Annotated in this window: 22 protein-coding genes; 12 read left to right on the forward strand and 10 right to left on the reverse strand. The window is 70.4% G+C overall.

All coding sequences use genetic code 11. The features are described 5' to 3' along the window. Positions 1-90: 90 nt before the first annotated feature. The 5 genes from ATC03_RS13765 (at position 91) to ATC03_RS13785 (ending at position 6,089) form a co-directional block, all read left to right on the forward strand. Positions 91-1,416: a bifunctional o-acetylhomoserine/o-acetylserine sulfhydrylase gene (locus ATC03_RS13765; RefSeq protein WP_067878187.1), complete on the forward strand. Its 1,326-nt coding sequence runs from the start codon at positions 91-93 to the stop codon at positions 1,414-1,416. 202 nt (positions 1,417-1,618) lie between these two features. Beyond that, on the forward strand, positions 1,619-2,824 hold the full coding sequence (gene metX, locus ATC03_RS13770) for a homoserine O-acetyltransferase MetX (RefSeq protein ID WP_067878191.1): 1,206 nt from the start codon (positions 1,619-1,621) through the stop codon (positions 2,822-2,824). Between the two features lie 160 nt (positions 2,825-2,984). Continuing rightward, entirely contained in the window at positions 2,985-4,145 is a 1,161-nt protein-coding gene (locus ATC03_RS13775; protein ID WP_067878194.1) for a sensor histidine kinase, read from the forward strand. Beyond that, positions 4,142-5,446 (forward strand): hypothetical protein, encoded by a 1,305-nt coding sequence (locus ATC03_RS13780; RefSeq protein WP_067878197.1) that lies wholly within the window; start codon positions 4,142-4,144, stop codon positions 5,444-5,446. Before ATC03_RS13775 ends, ATC03_RS13780 begins: the two co-directional genes overlap by 4 nt. After that, entirely contained in the window at positions 5,439-6,089 is a 651-nt protein-coding gene (locus ATC03_RS13785) for a response regulator transcription factor (RefSeq protein WP_067878201.1), read from the forward strand. Before ATC03_RS13780 ends, ATC03_RS13785 begins: the two co-directional genes overlap by 8 nt. A 151-nt stretch (positions 6,090-6,240) precedes the next feature. Here ATC03_RS13785 and ATC03_RS13790 read toward each other — a convergent pair whose 3' ends face one another. Next, positions 6,241-7,515 (reverse strand): MFS transporter, encoded by a 1,275-nt coding sequence (locus tag ATC03_RS13790; protein ID WP_067878204.1) that lies wholly within the window; start codon positions 7,513-7,515, stop codon positions 6,241-6,243. Positions 7,516-7,704: 189 nt separating this feature from the next. On the opposite strand from ATC03_RS13790, the gene ATC03_RS13795 reads away from it, so the two are divergent. Then, the gene (locus ATC03_RS13795) at positions 7,705-8,343 is read left to right on the forward strand and encodes a hypothetical protein (protein WP_067878207.1); all 639 of its coding nucleotides are present in this window, start codon (positions 7,705-7,707) and stop codon (positions 8,341-8,343) included. Between the two features lie 111 nt (positions 8,344-8,454). Here ATC03_RS13795 and ATC03_RS13800 read toward each other — a convergent pair whose 3' ends face one another. From ATC03_RS13800 to ATC03_RS13810, 4 genes are all read right to left on the reverse strand, one after another. Beyond that, positions 8,455-8,982, reverse strand: coding sequence for a hypothetical protein (locus ATC03_RS13800; RefSeq protein WP_152030962.1), 528 nt, complete (start codon positions 8,980-8,982; stop codon positions 8,455-8,457). A 633-nt stretch (positions 8,983-9,615) separates the two neighbouring features. Next, the gene (locus ATC03_RS13805; RefSeq protein ID WP_067878212.1) at positions 9,616-9,966 is read right to left on the reverse strand and encodes a thiamine-binding protein; all 351 of its coding nucleotides are present in this window, start codon (positions 9,964-9,966) and stop codon (positions 9,616-9,618) included. Between the two features lie 4 nt (positions 9,967-9,970). Further along, positions 9,971-10,120: a thiamine-binding protein gene (locus ATC03_RS20360; RefSeq protein WP_198168769.1), complete on the reverse strand. Its 150-nt coding sequence runs from the start codon at positions 10,118-10,120 to the stop codon at positions 9,971-9,973. 24 nt (positions 10,121-10,144) lie between these two features. Next, the gene (locus tag ATC03_RS13810) at positions 10,145-11,416 is read right to left on the reverse strand and encodes a glycosyltransferase 87 family protein (protein WP_084003502.1); all 1,272 of its coding nucleotides are present in this window, start codon (positions 11,414-11,416) and stop codon (positions 10,145-10,147) included. 95 nt (positions 11,417-11,511) lie between these two features. On the opposite strand from ATC03_RS13810, the gene ATC03_RS13815 reads away from it, so the two are divergent. From ATC03_RS13815 to ATC03_RS13825, 3 genes are all read left to right on the forward strand, one after another. Continuing rightward, on the forward strand, positions 11,512-12,354 hold the full coding sequence (locus ATC03_RS13815; protein WP_067878214.1) for an ABC transporter substrate-binding protein: 843 nt from the start codon (positions 11,512-11,514) through the stop codon (positions 12,352-12,354). 70 nt (positions 12,355-12,424) lie between these two features. Further along, positions 12,425-13,342, forward strand: a complete 918-nt coding sequence (locus tag ATC03_RS13820; protein ID WP_084003503.1) for an amino acid ABC transporter permease — start codon at positions 12,425-12,427, stop codon at positions 13,340-13,342. Then, a complete protein-coding gene (locus tag ATC03_RS13825) occupies positions 13,339-14,121 on the forward strand; it encodes an amino acid ABC transporter ATP-binding protein (RefSeq protein WP_067878220.1) in 783 nt (260 codons plus the stop codon). Before ATC03_RS13820 ends, ATC03_RS13825 begins: the two co-directional genes overlap by 4 nt. A gap of 89 nt (positions 14,122-14,210) precedes the next feature. On the opposite strand, the gene ATC03_RS13830 is transcribed toward ATC03_RS13825, so the two are convergent. Then, positions 14,211-15,068, reverse strand: coding sequence for an ADP-dependent NAD(P)H-hydrate dehydratase (locus ATC03_RS13830; RefSeq protein ID WP_067878223.1), 858 nt, complete (start codon positions 15,066-15,068; stop codon positions 14,211-14,213). A 24-nt stretch (positions 15,069-15,092) separates the two neighbouring features. Here ATC03_RS13830 and ATC03_RS13835 point away from each other — a divergent pair, with 24 nt between their 5' ends. Next, complete coding sequence (locus tag ATC03_RS13835; protein ID WP_067878227.1) at positions 15,093-15,737, forward strand: HAD family hydrolase; 645 nt, start codon at positions 15,093-15,095, stop codon at positions 15,735-15,737. Continuing rightward, the gene (locus ATC03_RS13840; RefSeq protein WP_067878230.1) at positions 15,734-16,855 is read left to right on the forward strand and encodes an NADH:flavin oxidoreductase/NADH oxidase; all 1,122 of its coding nucleotides are present in this window, start codon (positions 15,734-15,736) and stop codon (positions 16,853-16,855) included. The genes ATC03_RS13835 and ATC03_RS13840 overlap by 4 nt, the downstream gene beginning before the upstream one ends. 26 nt (positions 16,856-16,881) lie before the next feature. Here the strand turns inward: ATC03_RS13840 and ATC03_RS13845 are convergent, their stop codons facing one another. The 4 genes from ATC03_RS13845 to guaB1 all read right to left on the reverse strand — a co-directional run bounded on the left by ATC03_RS13845 (position 16,882) and on the right by guaB1 (position 21,437). Further along, positions 16,882-17,316 carry a VOC family protein gene (locus ATC03_RS13845; RefSeq protein WP_067878233.1) on the reverse strand — a complete coding sequence of 145 codons (435 nt, stop codon included), beginning with the start codon at positions 17,314-17,316 and terminating at the stop codon, positions 16,882-16,884. 205 nt (positions 17,317-17,521) lie between these two features. After that, a complete protein-coding gene (locus ATC03_RS13850) occupies positions 17,522-18,559 on the reverse strand; it encodes a hemolysin family protein (protein ID WP_067878236.1) in 1,038 nt (345 codons plus the stop codon). After that, positions 18,556-19,884 carry a hemolysin family protein gene (locus ATC03_RS13855; protein WP_067878238.1) on the reverse strand — a complete coding sequence of 443 codons (1,329 nt, stop codon included), beginning with the start codon at positions 19,882-19,884 and terminating at the stop codon, positions 18,556-18,558. The genes ATC03_RS13850 and ATC03_RS13855 overlap by 4 nt, the downstream gene beginning before the upstream one ends. A 113-nt stretch (positions 19,885-19,997) precedes the next feature. After that, positions 19,998-21,437: a GMP reductase gene (gene guaB1 / locus ATC03_RS13860; protein WP_067878241.1), complete on the reverse strand. Its 1,440-nt coding sequence runs from the start codon at positions 21,435-21,437 to the stop codon at positions 19,998-20,000. A gap of 146 nt (positions 21,438-21,583) precedes the next feature. Between guaB1 and ATC03_RS13865 the strand changes: the two genes are divergently transcribed. Beyond that, positions 21,584-25,360, forward strand: coding sequence for a multifunctional oxoglutarate decarboxylase/oxoglutarate dehydrogenase thiamine pyrophosphate-binding subunit/dihydrolipoyllysine-residue succinyltransferase subunit (locus ATC03_RS13865; RefSeq protein ID WP_067878244.1), 3,777 nt, complete (start codon positions 21,584-21,586; stop codon positions 25,358-25,360). Positions 25,361-25,380 lie beyond the last annotated feature (20 nt).

Raw genomic sequence — 25,380 nt, forward strand, 5'->3', positions numbered from 1 at the left:
CGTTGCCGCCCGTCGGCCGCGAACGTAGCGTGGCCTCATCACGGCGAGCCCGCGCCGCGATCCCAGAGCACCGTCCAGAAGGAGAACACGATGAGCGAACGCGCCGCCGACTGGCGTTTCGAGACCAAGCAGGTGCACTCCGGGGCGGCACCCGACCCGGTGACCCACGCCCGCGCGACCCCGATCTACCAGACCACGTCGTACGTGTTCGACAACGCCCAGCACGCGCAGAACCTGTTCGCGCTGGCCGAGTTCGGCAACATCTACACCCGCATCATGAACCCGACCCAGGCGGTCGTCGAGGAGCGCCTCGCCGCGCTCGAAGGGGGCACCGGCGCCCTCCTCGTCGCATCCGGCCAGGCGGCCGAGACATTCGCGGTGCTGAACATCGCCCAGGCGGGCGACCACATCGTCTCGTCGAGCTCGATCTACGGGGGCACGTACAACCTCTTCAAGTACACGCTCGGCAAGCTCGGCATCGAGACCACGTTCGTCGAGAACCAGGACGACGCCGACGAGTGGCGTCGCGCGGTCCGCCCGAACACGAAGCTCTTCTTCGCCGAGACCATCGGCAACCCGAAGATCAACGTGCTCGACATCGAGCTCGTCGCCGACATCGCGCACGAGTCGGGCATCCCGCTCATCGTCGACAACACGATCGCGACGCCGTACCTGATCCGTCCGTTCGAGCACGGCGCCGACATCGTCGTGCACTCGGCGACGAAGTTCCTCGGCGGCCACGGCACCGTCATCGGCGGCATCATCGTCGACGGCGGCACGTTCGAGTGGTCGAAGAACGTCGAGAAGTTCCCCGGCCTCACCGAGCCCGACCCGTCGTACCACGGCGCGAGCTACACGGCCGCGGTCGGCGACCCGCTCGCCTACATCATCAAGGCACGCGTGCAGCTGCTCCGCGACCTCGGCGCGTCGATCGCCCCGGCGAGCGCGTGGCAGCTCATCCAAGGCATCGAGACGCTGTCGCTCCGCATCGAGCGCCACGTGTCGAACACGCAGGAGATCGCGGAGTGGCTCGACAACCACCCCGACGTCGCGAGCGTCAACTACTCGGGCCTGCCCTCGAGCCCGTGGTACGCGGCCGCCAACAAGTACGCCCCCAAGGGCGTCGGCGCGGTGCTCTCGTTCGAACTCAAGGGCGGCGTCGACGCCGGCCGTGCGCTCGTCGACAACCTCGACCTGTTCAGCCACCTGGCGAACATCGGCGACGTGCGCTCGCTCGTGATCCACCCCGCGTCGACGACGCACTCGCAGCTCACGCCCGAGCAGCAGCTCACGACCGGCGTCACGCCGGGTCTCGTGCGCCTCTCGGTGGGCATCGAGAACGTCGAAGACCTCAAGGGCGACCTCGAGGCCGGCTTCGCGGCGGCACGCGCGGCGACGGCGGCCGCGCGACTCTGAGGCTCCCGACTCGTTCGTCCGGTCTCCGGACGCCGACCACCAGTACGGCGGATGCCGCGGGCCACGCTTGCCCGCGGCATCCGCCGTTCGTCGTCCCACTCGCGCTACCACACGTCGGAGCGTCACGCCCGCCGCCGTCGTCCCGCGAGCCGCTCGTGTAACAAAGCCCCGAGCCGCCTCGGCATTCGGGAGAATCGAGAACATGGACTGGCAGACCACGGCAGCCGCAGCACCGGCTCCGATCATCCCCGAGGCGCACACGCTCGCGGTGGCCGGTCGCGCGCCCGTCACGGGTGCGTGGCGCGCCGGCGACCCGGTGGGCGACCGCCGCTTCATGCAGATCGGCGACCTGGCGCTCGAGTCGGGGCGCACGCTGCCCGGCATCGACATCGCCTACGAGTCGTGGGGCGAGCTCTCCCCCGCGCGCGACAACGCCGTGCTCGTGCTGCACGCGCTCACGGGCGACAGCCACGTGGTCGGCCCGGCCGGTGCCGCGCACGCGAGTGCCGGCTGGTGGCCGGGCGTCGTCGGCCCCGGTCTCGCGATCGACACCGACCGGTGGTTCGTCGTGGCCCCGAACGTGCTCGGCGGCTGCCAGGGCACCACTGGGCCGTCCTCGCTCGCGCCCGACGGCACCGAGTGGGGGTCCAGGTTCCCGCTCCTCACCATCCGCGATCAGGTGCGCGCGCAGATCGCGTTCGCCAGTGAACTCGGCATCGAGCGCTTCGCGGCCGTCGTCGGCGGCTCGATGGGCGCCATGCACGTGCTCGAGTGGGCGATCGAGGCGCCGCAGGCGGTCGAGCGCATCGCCGTGCTGGCCGCGCCGGCAGCGACGACCGCAGATCAGATCGCCCTGAACTCGGTGCAGCTCGAGGCCGTCCGCTCCGATCCGGCGTTCCGCGACGGCGACTACTACGACGCGCCCGACGGCGTCGGCCCGACGCGCGGGCTCGCCCTCGCCCGCCGCATGGCGATGCTCAACTACCGCACGGCGGCCGAGCTCAACGACCGCTTCGAGCGCAGTTGGCAGAGCGACCTCGACCCGCTGGGCGGCGGCGGCCGGTTCGCCGTCGAGTCCTACCTCGACTTCCACGGCAACAAGTTCACGCGTCGCTTCGACGCGAACAGCTACCTCGTGCTCACCGAGGCGATGAACTCGCACGACCTCGCGCGCGGGCGCGGCAGCGTGGCCTCCGCGCTCGCCCGCGTCGAGGCGAAGAGCCTCGTGCTCGGCATCGACAGCGACCGCTACTTCCCGCTCGCGGGGCAGGTGGAGCTCGCCGCGGGGCTGCCGAACAGCGTGCACGGCCGAGACCCCGTGATCGTGCATTCCGGGTACGGCCACGACGCGTTCCTCATCGAGCACGGCGCCGTGGGCGCGGCGCTCGCCGACCTGCTCGCCCGCTGACCGCAGGCGACGCTCCGGTTCGGGTCGAGAACTCCGACCCCGAGAGTGCCACTCCGGTACAGTTCGAGAAGACGAAGCGGCCGGACGACGGATGTCGCGGGCGCCCGTCGATCGGGTCCGGTCGGGGTCCGACCGTGGCGCACACCGACGAGGGGGTGGCGTGAAGCGCATCCACAAGGAACGCGACCGCCTGCTGCGGCGCCTCACGCGCATCACGGGCCTCGCCGGGGCCACCGCGGCCTTCCTCTGCGTGCTGGTTCCCGGGTCCGGCAGCACGCAGGAACTCGCGATCGCCCTGACCCTCTCGGTCGTGATCGCCGGACTCGTCTTCCTGCAGACCATGCGCGGCTCGTTCGCCGCCGCACTCGGCGTGGTCGCGGCATCCGTCGCCTTCGTGCTGACGTTGGGTACGGCGCCCGTCCTCGACCCGGCGACCGGCTCGGCCATCGCCGTCACGGGCGGCGTGGCGTCGGCGTCGGTGGCCGCCTCGCTGGTCGTGCGCCGCCACGGCGTGCTGCTCGTCTGCGGGCTGGCGGGCGCACTGGTCGCGACGATCGTGTGGACCTCGGCCGCGACCGGCCATCGGATGATCGAGATCCTCGTGACGACCGTGGTCGGCTGGTCGGTGCTCGCGGTGCTCGGTGCGTGGTTCGACAACGGTGTGCGCATCGCCGAGACGCGCATCGGCGAGGTCGGCCGGGCGCACGAGGCCGAGCGCATCGCGAGCGAACTCGAGGCGCAGCAGCGCCAGGACGCGCGGGTGCTGCACGACACGGTGCTCGCGACGCTGTCGCTGCTCGCGCACTCGGGGGTGGGCGTCAGCGCGAACGCGCTTCGCGATCAGGCCGGCGACGACGCGAGGCTGCTGCGCCAACTGCGCCTCGGTGTGCCGCTCGACAACGGGTCGAACGCGATCTTCTCCCCCGGCTCCGACGACGACCTGCTGAGCACGACGTTCGAGTCGGTGCGCCAGCGGTTCGTGCGCATGGGACTCGACGTGAGCTGGCACGGCGCGGGTCAGCTCGTGCTGCCCAGGGAGACGCTCGACGCACTCGTCGGCGCGCTCGGCGAATGCCTCGAGAACGTGCGCCGGCACTCGGGCGTCACCGAGGCCGACGTCACGATCACCGACGACGAGCACACCGTGCGCGCCATGGTCACCGACAGCGGCGACGGGTTCGAGCCCGACTCCGTCGATCCCGCCAGGCTCGGGTACGCCGAGTCCGTCGTCGGCCGACTGTCTGCGGTCGGCGGGCGTGCGCGCATCTTCTCGTCGCCCGGTTCGGGCACGACCGTGATGCTGGAGGTGCCGAAGCCGTGACCACGGGATCCGCCCGGGTGCGCTCGGGCATCGGCGAGCACTCGTTCCTGCGCCCTGCACGGTCGGCGAGGGCGGCGAGCAACATCCGCTCGAGTCACGGCGGTCGGCGGCTCGCGATCGGGGCGACGATCGCCGCGGGCCTGATCATCCTCGGCCATCTCGTGCGCGCCGTGGCGATGGTCCCGTACTTCCCGCCGGGGCTGGGGCCCTGGCCCGGCTGGATCGCCCTGCTCGGCATCGTCGCCATCGGGTGCGTGGGCTGGCAGGTGTTCCGGGGCATGCCCGACTGGTTCTACGTGCTGCTGCTCGTCGGCCTCGCGGTTCCGGTCTGGTTCGACCTGCAGGCCACCTCCGGGCTCGCCGCGATCGGCGTGACGCCGACCGCGGCGCCCGCGATCGGAGCCGTGCTCATGCCGGTCTCCACGATCCGCTCCCGTTCGCTGCCGATCATCATCGCCTGCGGGGTCGCCTTCGCGCTCGTGTTCGACGCGATCGTGCAGTTCGGCGCAGCGGGCTCGGCCGTCGTGCCGCTGTTCGTGCTCGCGGGGGGCACCGTGCTGCCGGTCGCGCTCACGGTCGCGATGCTGCAGGGGTTCAGCCGGCTCGTGCGACACGAGGCGGACCTCTCGCTCGTGCAGAGCACCGTGGGCACGGCCCGTTCGGCGGTCGGCATGCGGGCCTCCGAAGAGCTCGCGAAGCTCGACTTCGACGCCGAGAACCTGCTCGAGGACGTCGCGGCCGGCCGCATCGGGCTTCCGCTCTCCGACGACGATGCGGCCCGTGCCGGCGGGCTGGCCGCCGGCCTCCGCATCCGGCTCATCGAGGGCCGCAACGACACCTGGCTGAAGCACGCGGTCACCGAGTCGCAGTACCTCAGCGGCCGGGTGCAGGTCGACGACCCGACGGGACTCGCCGGGCCGCTCTCGGCCGGGCAGCGCGAGGGGCTGCTCCTCGCGCTCTGGCTGCTCGTCGCCGACCCGGCGAAACCGTCGGCGGTTCCGGCCTCGGTGAAGGTGATCTGCCGCGAGCCCGTCGAGCCCGTACTCGACGATGACGACGCCGAGGCCGACGTCCTGCACGTGGCGACCTCCGTCGACCTCGCCATCGACGTCGAGGGGGTCATTCACCGTCGCGTCGACCCCGCAACGTGGGACGCAGTCGCTAATGTCGGAGTGCACCAGATGATTTCGCATGCAACGGGGTTCCGCATCGAGATCATCTGCCGCATCGAACCCGAGGCGCTCGCGCCCGGTCAGCGTCACCCGGCTGGCCGCCCGATAGAGGAGAAGTCGCATGGCTGACACCGAGGTACCCATCCGGTTGGCGATCGTCGACGATCACCGCATGCTGCTCGGTGCGCTCTCGGAGTGGCTGCGGGGCACCGCAGCCGACATCGACCTCGTCGCCGCCGTGCCGTCGTGGTCCGAGCTGCTCGCCCACCCCGCGTTCCCCGTCGACGTGGTGCTGCTCGACCTCGACCTCCGCGACAACATCCCCATCTCGCTCAAGCTCTCGATGCTGAAGTCGGCGGGCGTGCAGACGATGCTCATGAGCACGTACTCCGAGCCGGCCGTGGTGCGCGAGGCGCTCGGGTCGGGTGCGCTCGGCTATCTCGTGAAGTCCGAGCCCGTCGAGAACATCGTCGAGGCGATCCGGGCGGCGCGCAACGGCGAGACGTACCTCACGCACGAGCTCGAGGTCGCGCTCGCGGCCGAGGGCACGGTGCCCAAGCTCTCGGCGCAGGAGCGACGCGTCATGGCGCTCTACGGCGCCGGCCAGCCGGTCAAGGCGGTCGCCTTCCAGCTCGGCATCTCGGAAGAGACCGCGAAGAGCTACCTCAAGCGCATCCGCGAGAAGTACCGCCTGTCGGGGTTCGACGTCGGCACGAAGGTCGCGCTGCGCAAGCGGGCGATTCTCGACGGCATCCTGCTGCAGTCCGACTGAGCGAGCGGATGCCGCGGCGCGCCGTCGCCTCGGCGGCGACGCGCTGATCCGGTTCGCCGAGGCGCCCCGGTCGGCCGGATCGCGATCGTCGACCCGCACCGCGCTCCACCTCGGCGTCCGCCTCCCCGCGTGTCGGGTCGGCGAGCCGGGTTCAGACCTCGACGACCTCCATGGCGCCCGTCGCGTAGGGCACGACGACGCCACGTCGACCGCGCGAACGGTCGATCGCGAACGAGACGATCGCGAGGGCGATGCCCGCGAACGTGAGCGCGAGGCCGATCCAGATGGGCGCGACGTAGCCGAGTCCGCCGGCGATCGCGACCCCGCCGAGGAGGGCGCCGAGGCTGTTGCCGATGTTCAGGGCCGAGTGGTTCAGGGCGGCGGCGATCGATTGGCTGTCGCGCGCGACATCCATGAGCCGTGCCTGGATCGTGGGCGAGAGCGCGGCCGACGACCCGCCGATGAGGAAGACGCCCACGAAGAGGCCCACGGGGTTCGTCGCCGTGAGCCCGAGCACGAAGAGCGAGACCGCGAGCACGGCGAAGAAGATGTACATGCTGCGTCGCACGCTCCAGTCGGCGAGGCGGCCGCCGACGAAGTTGCCGATCGTCATGCCGAGCCCGAACGCGACGAGCACGACCGGCACCATCGCGGCGGGCAGCCCGGTCACCTCGGTGGCGAGCGGGGCGACGTAGCTGTAGACCGCGAAGAGTCCGCCGAACCCGATCGCGCCGATCGCGAGGGCGAACCAGACCTGCGCCCGCGAGAACGCGCGGAGTTCGCGCTTCATCGTGGCGTCGGGGTCGCCGGGCTGCCAGGGCACGGCGAGCGCCACGGCGACGAAGGTGAGCGCGAAGATTCCGGCGACCGCCAGGTAGGCCGTGCGCCACCCCTGCGCCTGTCCGAGCCAGGTGATCAGCGGCACGCCGATGACGTTGGCGATGGTGAGCCCCGAGAGCACGAGGGCGACGCCGCGGGCGCGCTTGCCGGGGCCCATGAGGCTCGCGGCGACGAGCGACGCGATGCCGAAGTAGGCGCCGTGCGGCAGCGCCGAGAGGAACCGGGCGGCGAGCACGAGCTCGAACGTCGGCAGCACGGCCGACGCGATGGTGCCGAGCGTGAACGCCGTGAGCAAGGCGAGCAGGAGGCGCTTGCGCGGCCACCGGGCTGCCAGCGCGGCGATCGTGGGGGCACCGACGACGACGCCCAGCGCATAGGCCGAGATGATCCAGCCGGCCTGCGCGTTCGCGTCGTCGGGCGAGCTCGCGGCGACCGCCGGCAGCAGGTCGCGCCCGATCTCGGGCAGCAGGCCCATGGCCACGAACTCGGTCGAGCCGATGCCGAACCCGCCGAGTGCGAGGGCGAGCAGTGCGAGGCGCACGCGAGTCGGCGACAGGGTCGACGTCTGGTCGGTTCGGCTGCTCATCCGTCGATTCTCGCACAGGAATCGAATCGATTCGACCCGCGCTTCGGATGTCGCGAGCCGGCGGAGCCGCCGCGGATCTCGGTGGGTGGCGGGCTCATCCCGCCCGGCACTGGAAGCGGCCCACTCACTCGGAGAGAGTGGACCGCGCGCGTGGAAGAGTGAACGGGTCGAGAACTGCGGATCGGACGGGTGAGCGGATTGACCGAAGGCGGGAAGCCATCGAGCAGCACCTACGCGGGGCTCACCGTTGCCGCGGCGGCCGGCGTCGGATTCCAGATCGTCGCGTGCGGCGCGAGAGCCCAGCAGTCGAGCGGGTACGCTCTCGCTGAAGCCATGGCGGTGTGCGCTCTTCTCCTGTTCGTGGGGTGGTTCTACTTCGCGAACGTGTTGGCCCGAAACGCTCGTGCGCTGCGGGACTTGGAATCGCAGCACGGTTCGGGGATGTGGCTCAGTTCGCGAGTACCGGGGATGACGGCTGCTGTGAAGAAGCTGACCGGCGGAGCTCGGAAGCCCTCGACGATGTACGCGGTTCGGCTCGGCACTGATCACCTCGAGTTCTTCATGGTCCCGAGCGGCCGGACGTTTCTTACGGTCGAGTACGACCGCATCCTCAGGGTGGACATCGGGCGAGAGGCGCATGCCGGATCCTCATCAGACGCTCTCTACGTCGTGATGGATCTCGACGGAACGGAGCTCTCACTGCCGTTCGTGCTCGCACCGCGGGACGAGCCCTCCAGCTTCCGAGTGCAGGTGCCCGAGCAGCTCCGGGACTCGAGGCGACAACTGATGGATGCCATCGCCGCAACTTCGAGAAACGGCAAGGTCTGACTTCGACCGAAGTGATGCCCGGGGCCAAGCCACCGCCAGCACCCGTACGCGCAAATGGCAGACCCACGCCGCCCTTCTGGGCTTCGGGGGGCCTGTTCTTTCGAGCAGCGACTACTGCTCGCAGGACACCGCTACCCACATGCCCGCTGCGCCAACTGCCTTGTCGTGTGCGACGTTCTCCGAGTCGTGATACTTCACCACATCTCCTTCGTCGACCTGCTGAAAGGACACCTGACACGCATTGACGTTGAGCTGGAGCCGGCTCCATGACTGCCACTCGTCGTTCAAGCCGCCTTCCTCGAAGCCTGCACCATCGAGGCTGGACTTGAGGAGATCCCCCGCGGCTGGTCCTTCGAGTCCGTCGATGTCGTGGACTCCCTCGATGAGCATCTCGCGGGTGGCCCATCCGTTGAGAGCTCCGGCACCGGACCTCGCCTCGAACACGATCTCACCGATCGATGCGACATCCAGTTCAGCCACGACTGCGTCAACTCCATCGAAGCTTGCAAGGTCATTACGGCCCAATGGATCGCAGCCCGTCAGCGCCAGGGAGGCGAATGAGGCAGTCACGATCGAAGCTGCAATCAGCGCAGCGTTCGACCGAGGCGTCGAATTCCGAGCGCGTCGTCGCACATGCATGTCCGAACTGTAGCGGTGCTGCCAGAGCACACGAGCTCGTCGCCGCGAGCCTTGCGTCCTGGGTCCAGCACGAGCAGGCTAGCCATGGCGCTAAGACCATCTACAGGCAGCCCGGCAGGGCCTGGGTTTACACAACCGCAGGCTCAGACGCTGGTCGGTACATAAGCCGGAGCACGTCGTTCTCTTCTGACACTGAAGGAGCGATGATGGCTGCGCCCACTTGCACCAAGCACCCGTACCCGACTGCCCTCGCGGCTGGACTTGCGCTGCGCAGAATCCGGAGCGCTTCACCGCAACGCCACGAGGTGGGCATCCATCCGTGCGCAGTGTGCCGGGCGTTTCACCTCACCTCGAAACCAGCAGCAGCGCGGAACCGATGGACGCTCGCTGCCTTCGCAGCGTTGAGATGAGCTCGTCCCAAATGCACTGCTCGTGGAGAAGGTGAAGCCGACACAAGGGCTGGTAGCCGGTTAGCGAACGTTCGTATCGATGGTGGACCGGGAAGCGATGGCAGAGCGCCTACGCGTCCACGACTGGACAAGAAGACGCAGCTCGACACGTCGGCCAGGTCATGACGGGGTTCGTGTTTTCTCGTACAGTACTGAGAGCCGTTCTACTGGCGTGCCAGCAGGCTCACCCTGCTTGGCTCGACTCATCGATCGCGCGCTCGAGGCGTTCGACCTTGCCGTGGAGCTCACCGGTGTAGCCGGGCCGGATGTCAGCCTTCAGCACCAGGGACACTCGCGACCCGAACGGCAGCACTGCCTCGGTTGCGCGCTTGACGACGTCCATCACCTCGTCCCAACTTCCTTCGAGCTCCGTGAACATGCTCGTCGTCCTGTTGGGCAAGCCGGACTCGCGAACCACAGTGACAGCCGCAGCGACGGCGTCATGCACGGAGCCGCCTGCATCTGCCGAGGCTTCACCGGTGATTTCCTGAGCAATTCCTACGCCAGAAGGCGCTACGCTGAACGCAACAAGCATGTGATCAGGCCTTTCTTCCAGAAGTGGCGCTACGTGTCCAACTATTCGGGAGCCCCGACTCCCGCACGATCCTGACCGCCGCGGCGACCGCGTCGTGCACGCTGCCGTCGCTGCGGCCCGTTCCGCTCGGTGCGACCGAGAATGCCACCAGCATGAGTCCTCCTCGCGGGCTCGTGCTTCACCCCGACCGGGGCGCGGAATCCCGCCTGGCCCCAGCCTGCCACAGTGCTGCGATCGCCCACACGAGCAGGGCGACGAGCAGGGCGACCTTCGTCGTCAGCAGCAGCACGAACGCCGGGTTCGCGGCGAGCAGCCAGCCGTACCAGTACGGGTAGATGAGCTGCGTGCACAGCGCGATCGACGCGGCGACGGCCGCGGGCACCGCGAAGCGGCGCGGGCGGTAGACGAGCCCGAGGATCACGGGTGCGGCGAGCCACGCGATGAACTGCGGCGACCCGACCTTGTTCGCGAGCATGAGCACCACGACGAACGCGAGCGCGAGCGGCGGCAGCACCCGCCCGAATACGGCACCGCGACGCACCGCCCGCACCCCGAGCAGCACGACGGCGAGCACGCCGATCGCCATCGCTGGCGTCGTGAGGGCGGCCGCGGCATCCGCCCCGGGCCCTTCGATCTGGAACGTGAGGATGTCCTGCGAGTACACGACGCGCACCCCGGGCGCGCCCGCGACGATCTGCCACAGCCAGACGACCGCGAGCGGCGCCTCGACCTGCAGCCCGCGCCCCGCCTGCTCCTCGACGAAGCCGAACACGTTCAGCCCCGAGCCGGCGAGCAGGCTCACGCCGAGGATGCCGACGCTCAGCGCCGCGGCGATGCCCACGACCTCGCCGCGACGCCGCGACGCGATCACGAGCGCAGCGACCAGTGCGGCCGGCCACACCTTGACCCAGGCGCCGACCGTGAGCAGCACGGCCGCGACGCGCGGGCGACCGGCGGCCATCAGCAGACCCAGGATCGCGATGGGCACGGTCACGGCGTCGATGCGCCCGAGCGCGATCGGCCCGAGCAGCAGGAGGAACCCGAGCCACCACCACGCGGCCGTGCGGCGCGGGCGCGAGAGCCCGGCCGACCCGAGCAGCACCGCGAACGCCACCGCGTTCAGCAGCGTCACGATCACGAGCCACGTCTGCGCGTACCAGTCCGAGCCGAACGCGAGCGACGCCGCCATCGGCAGGAACGCGAGGATCGGGTACACCCACGGCGCGTCGATGCCCATGCGCAGCCAGTCGTTCGCCGCGTTCTCGGCCCACACCCGGTAGACGCCGGTCACGTCGCCGAGCGGCTGCCCGGGCGCCGCGAGGTTCAGCCAGACGAGCCACGCGTGCACGAGCACGAATGCGATCCAGAGTGCGACGCGTCCGCCGACGAGCGGGGCGGTGCTGCGAGCGACGGATGCCGCGGGCGCCGCCCGCTCGCCCGCATCCGTCATGACGGCGAGCCTATCCGAGTGTCACATTCCGCCACGCGCAGCCCCGCGGGCGCCCGGATCGGGGAAGCTTGGAGGACCCGACCCCGGAGGCAGCCATGACCCGACGCCCACTCGCCGCGATCCTCGTCGCGGCAACCGCCACCCTCGTGCTCGCCGCGTGCTCCGCCGGCGGATCGGGCGACTCCGGCGGCAGCGCCTCCGGCAGCGCCGACGGCTACGTCACCGAGGGCAAGTTCACCGTCGGCACGGGCGAGCCGGCCTACTACCCGTGGGTCATCGACGACGCCCCCGAGTCGGGCGAGGGCTTCGAGCCCGCCGTGGCCTACGCGGTCGCCGCGCAGCTCGGGTTCGACGCCGACGACGTGGTCTGGGTGCGCACGACCTTCGACCAGGCCATCGCGCCCGGCGCGAAGGACTTCGACATCAACCTGCAGCAGTTCTCGATCACGCCCGAGCGCGCCGAGAACGTCGACTTCTCGTCGCCGTACTACGAGACGACGCAGGTCGTCATCACGGTCGAGGGCTCGCCCGCGGCATCCGCGACCTCGATCGCCGACCTGAAGGACCTGCTGGTCGGCGCACAGGTGGGCACGACGAGCTTCGACGCGATCGAGAGCGAGATCGCCCCGACGGCCGGCGCGCAGGTGTTCAACACGAACGACGACGCGAAGCTCGCCCTGCAGAGCGGCACGGTCGACGCGATCGTCGTCGACCTGCCGACCGCGTTCTACCTGACCGGCGCCGAACTCGACGGCGGCAAGATCATCGGCCAGCTGCCCTCGACCGCGGGCGGCGACGAGTTCGGGCTCGTGCTCGCCAAGGGCTCGCCGCTCACCGCGAAGGTCACGGCGGCAGTCGACGCGCTTCGAGAGGACGGCACGCTCGACGAGCTCGCGACGACCTGGCTCGGCGGCGACGCCGCCCCGCTGCTCGACTGAGCCGCACGGCACGGATCGACGGAGACGAACGGCGGCGCACGCGGGCGATCGCGTGCGCCGCTACCGTTGCATGGTGGCTGAATCAACCAAGGCGGGCGGCGTGAGCCGCGCCGACCTCGACGCGTCCGACGCGTCGAACGCGCCCGCGTGGCGGCCGAGCGACCTCGAGGTCTCGCGGCGCACGTTCCGGCGCAAGCAGACCCGTCGCTCGGTGCTCATCAGCGCCGTCTCCACGGTCGTGTTCGCGGGGCTGCTGCTCTGGGCCGTCGCCGGCTCCCCCGGGTGGACGAAGGTCCGCGAGTCGTTCTTCGACCCCGAGGTCGCGCTCGCGTCGCTGCCGCGCATCCTCGAAGGGCTCTGGCTGAACGTCCAGGTCCTCGTGGTCGCCGCGATCGGCGTCGTGATCGTCGCCCTGCTGCTCGCGTCGATGCGCACGCTCCGCGGCCCCGTGTACTTCCCGCTCCGCGCGCTCGCGGCGGGGTACACCGACCTCTTCCGTGGCATGCCGCTCATCATCGTGCTCTACCTCGTGGGGTACGGCATCCCCGGACTCGACTTCTTCCCGCGCGTGCCGGTCGCGGTGTGGGGCACCATCGCACTGATCCTCACGTACTCGGCCTACGTCTCGGAGGTGTTCCGGGCCGGCATCGAGGCCGTGCACCCGTCGCAGCGACTCGCCGCGCGCTCGCTCGGCCTCAGCCACGGCCAGACGATGCGCCGCGTGGTGCTCCCGCAGGCCTTCCGCAAGGTCACGCCAGCACTCATGAACGACTTCGTCGCCATGCAGAAGGATGTCGGCCTCATCTCGGTGCTCGGCGCGATGGACGCCGTGCGCGCCGCCCAGATCGAGACGGCGCACTACTTCAACTTCACGCCGTACGTCGTCGCCGGGTTGCTGTTCGTGCTCCTCGCGTGGCCGATGATCCGGCTGACCGATTGGCTCTCGGCACGCATGCGGGTGCGCGAACAGGGCGGGAGCATCGTATGAGCGAGCCGAGCGTGACGACACCGACGTCCGAGGAGACCGCCACGCCCGGGCTGCTGCGGCTGCGAGGCATCCGTCGCTCGTACGGCGAGAAGCTCGTGCTCGACGGCGTCGATCTCGACGTCGACACGCACGAGGTCGTCGCGCTCGTGGGCGCCTCGGGCTCGGGCAAGTCGACGTTGCTGCGCACGATCAACCTGCTCGAGACGATCGACGACGGCGTGATCCTGCTCGACGGCGAAGACGTCAGCGACCCCCGCGTCGACGCCGACCGGGTGCGCGCCCGCATCGGCGTCGTCTTCCAGCACTACAACCTGTTCCCGCACCTCAGCGTGCTCGACAACGTCACGCTCGCGGCCCGTCTGGTGCACCGGATGCCGCGTGCCGCCGCCGAGGCGAAGGCGCTCGAGCTGCTCGACTCGGTGGGCCTGGCGGAGTTCGCGAAGGCGTTCCCCGACCGGCTCTCGGGCGGACAGCAGCAACGCGTCGCGATCGTGCGCGCCATCGCGACCGGGCCCGAGCTGCTCCTCCTCGACGAGGTCACGAGCGCGCTCGACCCCGAACTGGTGGGCGAGGTGCTCGCGCTCGTGCGCTCGCTCGCCGATCGCGGCACGACGATCGTCATGGCGACGCACGAGATGGCGTTCGCGCGCGAGGTGGCCGACCGCGTCGTGTTCCTCGACGCGGGACGCATCATCGAGGACGCCCCCGCACGGGAGTTCTTCGCGTCGCCCCGCGAGGCGCGAACGCGCGAGTTCCTCGCGCGGTTCCTCCGCGCGTAGGCGCATTCCTCCGCGCATCGGCGCCCAGTCCGCGCCGGCGCGATGCCGTCGCTGCGCCGCGGTCCCCCGGTGCCGCGCCCGTCTGCCCGTCAGTCGCCGCGAGTCGCCAGCAGTTCGCCGACGACGCCGGGCACGGCCTGCGCGATGTCGAGTGCGACGATCGGGCCGCCGCCGTTCGCGGCACTCGCGCGCCTGGCCGCCTCACCGTGGATCCAGACGGCGGTCGCGGCGAGCGACGTGAGCGCCTCGGCATCGCGGGCGAGCCGGGCATGGTGGGTCGCGGCGAGCGCGCCGAGCATGCCGCCGAGCACGTCGCCCGTGCCACCCGTCGCCAGCCAGTGCGTCGGGGCCTCGAGCACGAACGCGTTGCCGGCGGGGTCGCAGACATGCGTGGTCGCACCCTTCAGCAGCACCACGACGCCGAGTTCGCGCGCCGCGCGCTCGGCCCATTCGGCGGGGTCGGCGCGGATCTCCTCGAAGCTCGATCGGATCTCGCGCGCGGCGAGGAGCCGCGCGAGCTCGCGGTGGTGCGGCGTGATGACGGTCGGGGCGGTGTGCGTGCCGACGAGGTCGAGGGCGCCGGCGTCGAGCACGACCGGAACGCCGTCGGCGAGCGCGTGCTGCAGATCGCCGAGCAGCACGAACGAACGCCGGGTCGGGTCGATGCCCGAACCCAGCAGCCACGCCTGCACGCGGCCGCGGCCGACGACCGTCTCGGGCCTCCGCAGCAGCACGGCGGCGCGCACGCCCCTCGGCCCGATGTAGCGCACGAGCCCGACGCCGGTGCGGTGGGCGGCCTCGACGCCGAGCACGGCCGCGCCCGGGAACTCGACCGAGCCCGACACCAGTCCGAGCACGCCGCGCGAGTACTTGTCGTCGTCGGCGCCGGGCGCCGCGATCCACGCGGCGGCGTCGTCGGCCCGCCAGCTTCTCCACTCGGTGGCCATGCTCCAACGATAGGTTGGACGACGATGTCAGCGACAGCCCTCGAACCCATCAGTCTCGCCCCGCGCGTGGTCGTCTTCGACTACGGCGAGGTGATCTCCCGCTCCCCCAGCGCCGAAGACCGGGCGGAACTGGTCGCGCGTGCAGGCGTGTCCGCTGCCGACGAACCCGCGTTCTGGGCGGCGTTCTGGCAGCATCGGCCAGCCCTCGATCAGGGCACCCTGTCGATCGCGGAGTACTGGGCGGCCGTCGCCCGGGCGATCGGCGCCGACTGGTCGACCGTCGACGTGCACGAGCTCTGGGCGATCGACCACCGCAGCTGGCTGAGCGTGGATCCCGGCACCCTGCGCGTGCTCCACGCCCTGCGCGACGGCGGCACGCGTCTCGCGCTGCTCTCGAACGCGGGCGCCGACTTCTCGGGCTGGCTCCGCTCCGGATCGTTCGCACCGCTCTTCGAGCGCGTGTTCGTCAGCGGCGAGCTCGGACTCGTGAAGCCCGACGCCGCGATCTACGAGCACGTCATCGCCGAGCTCGGCATCGAGCCGTCGCAGTTCGTGTTCATCGACAATCGGGCCGACAACGTCGCCGGTTCGCTCGCAGTCGGCGGCGACGGCTTCGTGTTCACGGATGCCGCGTCGCTCGAGTCGTGGCTCAGGGAGCTCGCCGCATGAGCGCCGAGCCCGAGGCATCCGCACAGCCCGCCCTGTTCACGCCGATCACCATCCGCTCGCTCACGATCCGCAACCGGGTCTGGGTTCCGCCGCTCTGCCAGTACTCGGTCACCTCGCGCGACGGCGTGCCGCACGACTGGCACCTCGTTCACCTCGGCTCGATGGCCGCGGGCGGCGCTGGCCTCGTGATCGCCGAGGCGACGGCCGTGAGCCCCGAGGGCCGCATCTCCGACTACGACACGGGCCTCTGGAACGACGAGCAGGCCGAGGCGTGGTCGCGCGTCACCCGGTTCCTCCGCTCGCAGGGTGCGGCGGCCGGCATCCAGCTCGCGCACGCGGGCCGCAAGGCGTCGGTCTGGCCCGAGGTCGTCGGCAAGCGGGGCTCCCAGCCACTCGACGAGGGCGGCTGGACCACCGTCTCGGCGTCGGCGCAGGCGTTCCACGGGCTGCGCGAGCCCGTGGCGCTCGACGAGGCCGGCATCCGGGGCGTCATCGCGGACTTCCGCTCGGCGGCCAGGCGCGCGCTCGATGCGGGCTTCGACCTGGTCGAGGTGCACGCCGCGCACGGCTACCTCGTGCACCAGTTCCTCTCCCCGCTCTCGAACCTGCGCGACGACGAGTGGGGCGGCGACCTCGAGGGGCGCTCGCGCCTGCTGCTCGAGATCGTGCGCGAGGTGCGCGCCGAGATCGGCGACGGCGTACCGCTGTTCGTGCGCTTCTCGGCGACCGACTGGGTCGAGGGCGGCTGGGACGAGGCGCAGACTGCGATCGTCGCGCGCTGGTGCGAAGACGCGGGCGCCGACTTCTTCGACGTGTCGACCGGCGGCCTCGTCGCCCACGCCGACATCCCCGTCGGGCCCGGCTACCAGGCGGGGCACGCCGAGTACGTCGGCGAGCACGGCGACGTCGCGGTCTCGGCCGTCGGCCGCATCACGAACGCCGAGCACGCCGACGAGCTCGTCGCCTCGGGCGCGGCCGACGCGGTCATGATCGGCAAGGCCATGATGCGCGACCCGCACTTCGCGCTGCGCGCCGCCCACGAACTCGGGGCGGGCAGCACGATGTGGCCCGTGCAGTACCTGCGGGCCAGGCCAGAGGTCAACGACGGCGAGTGGTGAGCGCCGCCCTCAGCTGAGCGGGTCGGTCATGCCGGACCCGCCGAAGTCCGGCGCATCTGCATGGCCCGCTCCATCATCCCGGGTGAGAGCTGTCCGATCGCGAAGATGTTGCCTTCGCTGTCGGTGAACCACGCGCTGCGCTCGTCGCCGAGTTCGGCGACGCCGTCGACCGTCTTCAGGCCCGGCAGGTCGTAGTCGGCGAACACGACGCCGTGCATGCGGAGCGCGGTCATGTCGCGATCGAGGTCGTCGGTCATGAGGTTGAAGGCGGTGTTCCCGGCCGTGCCGGCGAATTCCGTGCGGTAGACCATGACGATGGTGCCGCCCACGTCGTAGAACAGGCCCATGCCCTCGAGGTCTTCGTAGACCGGATCGCGGCCGAGCACGTCGTGCCACCAGGCCTTGGCTCGGCCGAGGTCCGACGCAGGGAGGACGGCCGTCGCCATGAGTTTCTCGAACATGATGTTTCCTCGGATCCTCGGGTCGGCGCGAGTCTACGCCGGGCCCTCGCGGCCGATCCCGTACGCGGAACGAGTGGCAGGTCTCCGTCGCCGCCCGGCCGCCGTGCCCGCACCGTCGCCGAGCACCGTGCAGAACGGCCGGCCGCGGCATCCGTCGATCGGATGCCGCGGCCGGCCGTTCACCGCGTGACGCCGCCGCGCGGGGTCAGCCTCGCCTGGTGGCGTCCTGCACCTCGCCGACGAGCTCCTCGATGATGTCCTCGAGGAAGATCACGCCCGTCGTCGCCCCCTGCTCGTCGAACGCGCGCGCGACATGCGTGCCGAGGCGGCGCATCGTGGCCAGCGCATCCTCGAGGTCGGTGCCGTCGTAGATCGAGACCAGGCGACGCACCCGCTTCGCGGGGATCGGGTCGTCGAACTCGTCGACCCTGAGGTCGATGACGTCCTTCAGGTGCACGTAGCCGTCGGGCTCGCCGTCCGGGCCGAGGATCACGTAGCGCGAGTACCCGCGTCTCGCGACCGCCCGCTCCACGTCGGCGGGGGTCGCCGTCACGGGCAGGCTCACGAGCGCGGACATCGGCAGCGCGACATCCGCCACGCGCTTGGTCGTGAACTCGAACGCCGCGGTCAGCGTGCCGCTCGCGTCGGCCAGCACGCCCTCGGCCCGCGACCGGTCGACGATGGTCTGCACCTCGTCGAGCGTGAAGGTCGAGTTCGCCTCGCTCTTCGGTTCGACGCCGAACAGGCGCAGCACGCCGTTCGCGGTCGCGTTCAGCGCCACGATCACCGGGCGGAACACCCGGGCGATGAGCACGAGCGGCGGGGCGAGCAGCAGCACGGCGCGCTCGGGCAGCGAGAACGACAGGTTCTTCGGCACCATCTCGCCGAACACCACGTGCAGGTACGACACGAGCACGAGCGTCACGATGAACGCGACGGTCGAGATGACCGCCTCCGACCAGCCCGTGAGGTGCAGCGGCACCTCGAGCAGGTGGTGGATCGCCGGCTCGGAGACGTTCAGGATCAGCAGCGAGCAGATCGTGATGCCGAGCTGGCTCATCGCGAGCATGAGCGTGGCGTGCTCCATGGCCCAGAGGGCCGTCTTGGCGCTGCGCTTGCCCTGCTCGGCGAGCGGCTCGATCTGCGAGCGTCGCGCCGAGATGACGGCGAACTCCGCTCCGACGAAGAAGGCGTTGGCGAGCAGGAGCACGACGAGCCAGACGATGCCCAACCAGTCGCTCATCGGTCACCACCTTCTTCCGCGTCGTCGAGCGGCACCGGGTCGGGCACGAACCTCAGTCGGTCGATACGTCGTCCGTCGAGGCGCTGCACGGCGAGGGTCCCGCCCTCGATGCGCACCTCGTCGCCGACGACCGGCAGGCGGCCGAGCTCGGAGATGACGTAGCCCGCGACGGTCTCGTAGTCGCCGTTCTCGGGTACCCGGATGCCGGTGCGGTCAACGAGCTCGTCGGGTCGCAGGATGCCGGGGAACGCCACCGAGCCCTCGCGGAGCACGACGCCCGCACGCGTGCGGTCGTGCTCGTCGGCGACCTCGCCCACGAGCTCCTCGACCAGGTCCTCGAGCGTCGCGACGCCGGCCGTTCCGCCGTACTCGTCGACGACGACGGCCATCTGGAACCCGCGGCCGCGGAGCTCCTCGAGCAGCACGTCGAGGGTCATCGTCTCGGGCACGCGGAGCGCCTCGGACTGCAGGGCGGATGCCGGGACATCCGCCCGCCGTTCGCGAGGCACCGCGACCGCCTGCTTGACGTGCACGAGGCCGACGATGTCGTCGAGGTTCTCGTCGTACACGGGGAACCGCGAGAAGCCCGTCTGGCGGGCCAGCTCGAGCACGGTCTCGGCGGAGTCCTGACGCTGCACGGCCGACACGGCGGGCCGCGGCGTCATGACGTCGGATGCATCGTGATCGGCGAAGCGCAGGGTGCGGCCGAGGAGGGTCGCGGTGTCCTGCTCGAGCAGGCCGGCACTCGCCGAGCGGCGAACGAGGGACGAGAGCTCCTCGGCCGAGCGGGCGCCCGAGAGCTCCTCTTTCGGCTCGATGCCGAACGCGCGGATCACACCGTTCGCGCTGCCGTTCAGCACGACGATCGCGGGGCGGAACACCCAGGTGAACGCGGTCTGGAACGGCATCACCACCTTGGCGGTGGCCAGCGGCAGCGCGAGCGCGAAGTTCTTGGGCACGAGCTCGCCGATGATCATCGACAGGAGCGTCGCGACGACGACCGCCGTGATGACGCCCACCGGGCGCACGATCGCCTCGGGAATGCCCAACGCGGTCAGTGGTGCGGCGAGCAGCGAGGTGATCGCCGGCTCCATGGTGTAGCCGGTGAGGAGGGTCGTCAGCGTGATGCCGAGCTGCGCACTCGAGAGGTGCGTCGAGGTGATCTTCAGCGCGGAGATGGTGAGCGAGAGCCTCGTCTCACCCCGCGAACGACGCGCCTCGAGATCGGCGCGATCGAGGTTGACGAGCGCGAACTCGCTCGCAACGAACAAGCCCGTGCCGACCGTGAGGAGGAGTCCGATGCCGAGCAGCAACCACTCAGACATCGTCACCTCCCCGGTCGATCACGGGCGAGGGTCTATGACTGGGATTGGCAGAGGGAGGATCGTCCATTGTGCGATCGAGTATATCGGCGACCGCCCGGGGATCTCCCGGTGGATCACCAGCTGACCGGAAGTGCCTTGCCCTCTTCATAACCTGCCGCCGACTGGATGCCGACGCGCGCGCGGTCCCGGAACTCGGCGAGGTCGCGCGCCCCCGCGTACGTGAACGAACTGCGCACGCCCGACGTGATCATGTCGATCAGGTCCTCGAGCGACGGGCGCAGCGGGTCGAGGTAGATCGACGACGACGAGATGCCCTCGGCGAAGAGCTCCTTGCGCGCGAGTTCGTAGGGCGAGAGGCGGTCGAAGCGCTCGCGCACGGCCTTCGTGGAAGCCATGCCCCAGCTCTCCTTGTAGAGGCGGCCGTCCGGGTCGCGGGCCAGGGTTCCGGGCGCCTCGATCGTGCCGGCGAACCACGAACCGATCATGACGGATGACGCGCCCGCCGCCAGGGCGAGCGCCACGTCGCGCGGATACCGCACGCCGCCGTCGGCCCACACGCGCGCGCCGAGCTCGCGCGCGGCCTCGGCGGTCTCGAGCACGGCCGAGAACTGCGGCCGCCCGACGGCCGTCATCATGCGCGTCGTGCACATCGCGCCGGGCCCCACGCCGACCTTCAGCACGTCGGCGCCGGCTTCGACGAGATCGGCGACGGCATCGGCCGTGACGATGTTGCCCGCCACGATCGGCACCCCGAGACCGAGGTCGCGCACGATGGACACCGCGCGGACCATGCCCTCCTGGTGCCCGTGGGCCGTGTCGAGCACGAGCATGTCGACGCCGGCCGCGACGAGGGCGGACGCCTTCGCCGCGACATCCCCGTTGATGCCGACGGCCGCGGCGACCCGGAGGCGACCCTCGGCGTCGACGTTGGGCTCGTAGATCGTGCCGCGGAGCGCGCTGCGCCGACTCAGCGTGCCGACGACGCGGCCGTGGTGCAGGACGGGCGCGAAGTCGAGTCCCGCGTCGACCATGAGGTCGAACGCCCGACGGGGCGTCTCGACGTCGTCGGCGTCGAGCGACGCGAGGCCGCCGTGCACGAGGTCGCCGAGGCGCGCGTCGGGCAGCGCGGTCGCCAGGCGTTCGGCCACGATGCATCCGACGTACTCGCCGTCGTCGCCCTGCAGCACGATGCCCTGCCCCGCGACCGGCGGCAGCACCGCGAGCGCATCGGCGACGGTGGACTCCGGGGCGAACGTGTAGGGCGTGTCGAACCTGGCCGACTGCGCCTTGACCCACCGGATCGACTCGGCGAGATCCTGCAGGTGGAGATCCTGCGGCAGCACGCCGATGCCGCCGCGCCTGGCCAGCGACGACGCGAGCCTCGGACCGGTGATAGAGTTCATGTTCGCCGACACGATCGGCACCGACGCGCCCGACCCGTCGTCGGGAGCCAGCGAGACGTCGAGACGGCTCGTGACACCCGACCGGCTCGGCACGAGGAACACGTCGGAGTAGGTCAGGTCGTGGCTGGGTTCGGTGCGGTAGAACTCCATGGAACTCACGCTACCGCGACCGGCTGGAAGCCGAGGTCGCGGAAGGGGTTTAGGCTTGTCGGGGCGATCGAACCCGAGCGAGAACCGCGAAGCGCAACGATCGCCGCAGAACATCCAGTATCAACGGAGAGAGTGGGCGATCGGCTGTGTCGAGCCAATTGACCGGGTCCGGGTCCGAAGAGACCACGGCGGGCGAGTACGGGGCCAACGAATGGCTCGTCGACGAGATGTACGAGAAGTTCGTCGTCGACCCTGAGTCGGTCGACCGGTCCTGGTGGCCGGTGCTCGAGTCGTACCGCGACTCCCGTGCCGCGGCGACCGCGACGCCGACGACGGATGCCGCGGGCGAGACGCCTGCGACCGAGACCGCCGCCGCTCCGGCCGCCGCCACCGCTGCTGTCCCCGCCGCTGAGGCGCCCGCGGACGCACCGGCCGCTGCCGCGGCATCCGCCCCCGCGACGACGCCCAACGCGGTCATCGGGCAGGCGCCGGAGGCACGGACCACGTCCGTGGCCCCGCGTTCGACCCCCGTGCCGGCCGACGTGCCCGTCACGAGCCCCGTACAGGTCGTCGACGACGGCGAGCGCCACGACGAGGTCGTGCCGCTGCGGGGCATGCCCAAGGCCCTCGCCGCCAACATGGACGCCTCGCTCACCGTGCCGACCGCCACGAGCGTGCGCACCGTTCCCGCGAAGCTCATGATCGACAACCGCATCGTGATCAACAACCACCTGCGCCGCACGCGCGGCGGCAAGGTCAGCTTCACGCACCTCATCGGGTGGGCGCTCATCCAGGCGCTCAAGGAGTTCCCGAGCCAGAACGTCTTCTACAGCGAGGTCGACGGCAAGCCCAGCCTCGTCAAGCCCGCCCACATCGGCCTCGGCATCGCGATCGACATCCCGAAGCCCGACGGCACCCGTGCGCTCCTCGTGCCCGCCATCAAGCGCGCCGAGTCGATGACGTTCAACGAGTTCCTGAACGCCTACGAAGACCTCGTGGGCCGCGCCCGCAACAACAAGCTCACCGCCGACGACTTCTCCGGCGCGACGATCTCGCTCACGAACCCGGGCGGCATCGGCACCGTGCACTCGGTGCCCCGCCTCATGAAGGGCCAGGGCTGCATCATCGGCGCCGGCGCCCTCGAGTACCCGGCCGAGTTCCAGGGCTCCTCCGAGAAGGTGCTCGCCAACCTCGCCATCGGCAAGACCATCACGCTCACCTCGACCTACGACCACCGCGTCATCCAGGGTGCCGGGTCGGGCGAGTTCCTGAAGAAGGTGCACGAGCTCCTGCTCGGCCAGCGCGGCTTCTACGAAGACCTCTTCGCGGCCCTCCGCCTGCCGTACGAGCCCATCCACTGGTCGCCCGACATCTCGGTCGACATCGCGAGCGCCATCGACAAGACGGCCCGCGTGCAGGAGCTCATCAACTCGTTCCGCGTGCGCGGTCACATGATGGCCGACACCGACCCGCTCGAGTACCAGCAGCGCTCGCACCCCGACCTGAACATCGAGAGCCACGGCCTCACCTTCTGGGACCTCGACCGCGAGTTCGTCACGGGCGGCTTCGGCAACACCCGCACGGCGCTGCTCCGCGACATCCTCGGCGTGCTCCGCGACTCGTACTGCCGCACCATCGGCATCGAGTACATGCACATCCAGGATCCCGAGCAGCGCACGTGGATCCAGGAGCAGGTCGAGCGCAAGTACGAGAAGCCCACGCACGACGAGCAGATGCGCATCCTCGGCAAGCTCAACGAGGCCGAGGCGTTCGAGACCTTCCTGCAGACCAAGTACGTCGGCCAGAAGCGCTTCAGCCTCGAGGGCGGCGAGTCGGTCATCGCACTGCTCGACGAGATCCTCCAGGGCGCCGCGAAGGAGCAGCTCGACGAGGTCGCCATCGGCATGGCCCACCGCGGCCGGCTCAACGTGCTCACCAACATCGCCGGCAAGACCTACGGCCAGGTGTTCCGCGAGTTCGAGGGCACCACGTCGGGCCAGGGCTCGGGCGACGTGAAGTACCACCTCGGCACCGAGGGCACCTTCACGGCCGACGACGGCGCGCAGATCCCCGTGTCGCTCGCCGCGAACCCCTCGCACCTCGAGGCCGTCGACGGCGTGCTCGAGGGCATCGTGCGCGCCAAGCAGGACCGCAAGCCGATCGGCACGTTCTCGACCCTCCCGATCCTGATCCACGGCGACGCGGCGATGGCCGGTCAGGGCGTCGTGATCGAGACCATGCAGATGTCGCAGCTGCGCGGGTACCGCACGGGCGGCACGATCCACGTCAACATCAACAACCAGGTCGGCTTCACCACGGTTCCGGGCGACGCGCGCTCGTCGATCTACTCGACGGATGTCGCCAAGGCCATCCAGGCCCCGATCTTCCACGTGAACGGCGACGACCCCGAGGCCGTCGTCCGCGTCGCGGAGCTCGCGTTCCGCTACCGCCAGGAGTTCCACCGCGACGTCGTGATCGACCTCGTCTGCTACCGCCGACGCGGACACAACGAGGGCGACGATCCCTCGATGACCCAGCCGCTCATGTACAACCTCATCGAGGCGAAGCGCTCGGTGCGAAAGCTCTACACCGAGGCGCTCGTCGGCCGCGGCGACATCACCGAGGCCGAGTACGAAGAGGCGCACCGCGACTTCCAGGACCGCCTCGAGCGCGCCTTCGCCGAGACGCACGCCGCGCAGACCGGATCCATCCCGATCGTCGGCGCGACCGAGTCGTTCGACACCGAGGCCCCCGCGACCGGCGAGCTCGCCACCACGGGCGTCTCGACCGACGTCGTGCACGCCATCGGCGACGCGTTCGGCAACAAGCCGGCCGGCTTCACGGTGCACCCGAAGATCCAGCAGCTGCTCACGAAGCGCGTCGACATGAGCCGCAACGGCAAGATCGACTGGGGCTTCGGCGAGCTGCTCGCGCTCGGCTCGCTGCTCCTCGAAGGCACGCCGGTGCGCTTCGCCGGCCAGGACGCCCGCCGCGGCACGTTCGTGCAGCGTCACGCGATGCTCCACGACCGCGTGAACGGCCAGGAGTGGCTGCCCCTGCAGAACCTCTCCGACAACCAGGCCAGGTTCTGGATCTACGACTCGCTGCTCTCGGAGTACGCGGCCATGGGCTTCGAGTACGGCTACTCGGTCGAACGGGCCGACGCGCTGGTGCTGTGGGAGGCCCAGTTCGGCGACTTCGCCAATGGCGCGCAGACCATCATCGACGAGTTCATCTCCTCGGCCGAGCAGAAGTGGGGCCAGCGCTCGAGCGTCGTGCTCCTGCTCCCCCACGGCTACGAGGGCCAGGGCCCCGACCACTCGAGCGCCCGAATCGAACGCTTCCTGCAGATGTGCGCCGAGGACAACATGACCGTGGCGCGCCCCTCGACGCCCGCGTCGTACTTCCACCTGCTGCGCCGTCAGGCCTACGCCCGTCCGCGCCGTCCGCTGATCGTCTTCACGCCGAAGGCGATGCTGCGCCTGCGCGGCGCGACGAGCGAGGTCACCGACTTCACGAACGGCCGCTTCGAGCCGGTCATCGACGATGCCCGGATCACCGACAAGGAGGCCGTCAAGCGCATCGTCTTCGTGTCGGGCAAGCTCTACTACGACCTGCTCTCCGAGCTCGACAAGAACCCGAACCCCGAGATCGCCCTGGTGCGCCTCGAGCAGCTCTACCCGCTGCCGGCCGATGAGCTCAAGAAGGTGGCCTACAGCTACCCGAACGCCGAGTACGTGTGGGCTCAGGACGAGCCCGAGAACCAGGGCGTCTGGCCGTACTTCATCGTCGAGACCAACAAGCTGGGCAACAAGCCCGTGCAGGTCGTCTCGCGCGCCGCGTCGGCGTCGCCCGCGACGGGTTCGGCCAAGCGTCACGCGGCCGAGCAGGCCGGCCTCGTGAGCCGGGCGCTCACGCTCTGATCGTCTGAGAGACCCGAAGA

Source organism: Agromyces aureus (assembly GCF_001660485.1).
GTDB lineage: Bacteria > Actinomycetota > Actinomycetes > Actinomycetales > Microbacteriaceae > Agromyces > Agromyces aureus.

Coding starts and splice junctions, on each gene's coding strand:
- ATC03_RS13815 (WP_067878214.1), top strand. CDS start 11,512: ATGACCCGACGCCCACTCGCCGCGATCCTCGTCGCGGCAACCGCCACC.
- ATC03_RS13810 (WP_084003502.1), bottom strand. CDS start 11,416: ATGACGGATGCGGGCGAGCGGGCGGCGCCCGCGGCATCCGTCGCTCGC.
- ATC03_RS13785 (WP_067878201.1), top strand. CDS start 5,439: ATGGCTGACACCGAGGTACCCATCCGGTTGGCGATCGTCGACGATCAC.
- ATC03_RS13800 (WP_152030962.1), bottom strand. CDS start 8,982: ATGCATGTGCGACGACGCGCTCGGAATTCGACGCCTCGGTCGAACGCT.
- ATC03_RS13765 (WP_067878187.1), top strand. CDS start 91: ATGAGCGAACGCGCCGCCGACTGGCGTTTCGAGACCAAGCAGGTGCAC.
- guaB1 (WP_067878241.1), bottom strand. CDS start 21,437: ATGGAGTTCTACCGCACCGAACCCAGCCACGACCTGACCTACTCCGAC.
- ATC03_RS13850 (WP_067878236.1), bottom strand. CDS start 18,559: ATGAGCGACTGGTTGGGCATCGTCTGGCTCGTCGTGCTCCTGCTCGCC.
- ATC03_RS13790 (WP_067878204.1), bottom strand. CDS start 7,515: ATGAGCAGCCGAACCGACCAGACGTCGACCCTGTCGCCGACTCGCGTG.
- ATC03_RS13835 (WP_067878227.1), top strand. CDS start 15,093: ATGTCAGCGACAGCCCTCGAACCCATCAGTCTCGCCCCGCGCGTGGTC.
- ATC03_RS13825 (WP_067878220.1), top strand. CDS start 13,339: ATGAGCGAGCCGAGCGTGACGACACCGACGTCCGAGGAGACCGCCACG.
- ATC03_RS13840 (WP_067878230.1), top strand. CDS start 15,734: ATGAGCGCCGAGCCCGAGGCATCCGCACAGCCCGCCCTGTTCACGCCG.
- metX (WP_067878191.1), top strand. CDS start 1,619: ATGGACTGGCAGACCACGGCAGCCGCAGCACCGGCTCCGATCATCCCC.
- ATC03_RS13845 (WP_067878233.1), bottom strand. CDS start 17,316: ATGTTCGAGAAACTCATGGCGACGGCCGTCCTCCCTGCGTCGGACCTC.
- ATC03_RS13830 (WP_067878223.1), bottom strand. CDS start 15,068: ATGGCCACCGAGTGGAGAAGCTGGCGGGCCGACGACGCCGCCGCGTGG.
- ATC03_RS13855 (WP_067878238.1), bottom strand. CDS start 19,884: ATGTCTGAGTGGTTGCTGCTCGGCATCGGACTCCTCCTCACGGTCGGC.
- ATC03_RS13820 (WP_084003503.1), top strand. CDS start 12,425: ATGGTGGCTGAATCAACCAAGGCGGGCGGCGTGAGCCGCGCCGACCTC.
- ATC03_RS20360 (WP_198168769.1), bottom strand. CDS start 10,120: ATGCTGGTGGCATTCTCGGTCGCACCGAGCGGAACGGGCCGCAGCGAC.
- ATC03_RS13805 (WP_067878212.1), bottom strand. CDS start 9,966: ATGCTTGTTGCGTTCAGCGTAGCGCCTTCTGGCGTAGGAATTGCTCAG.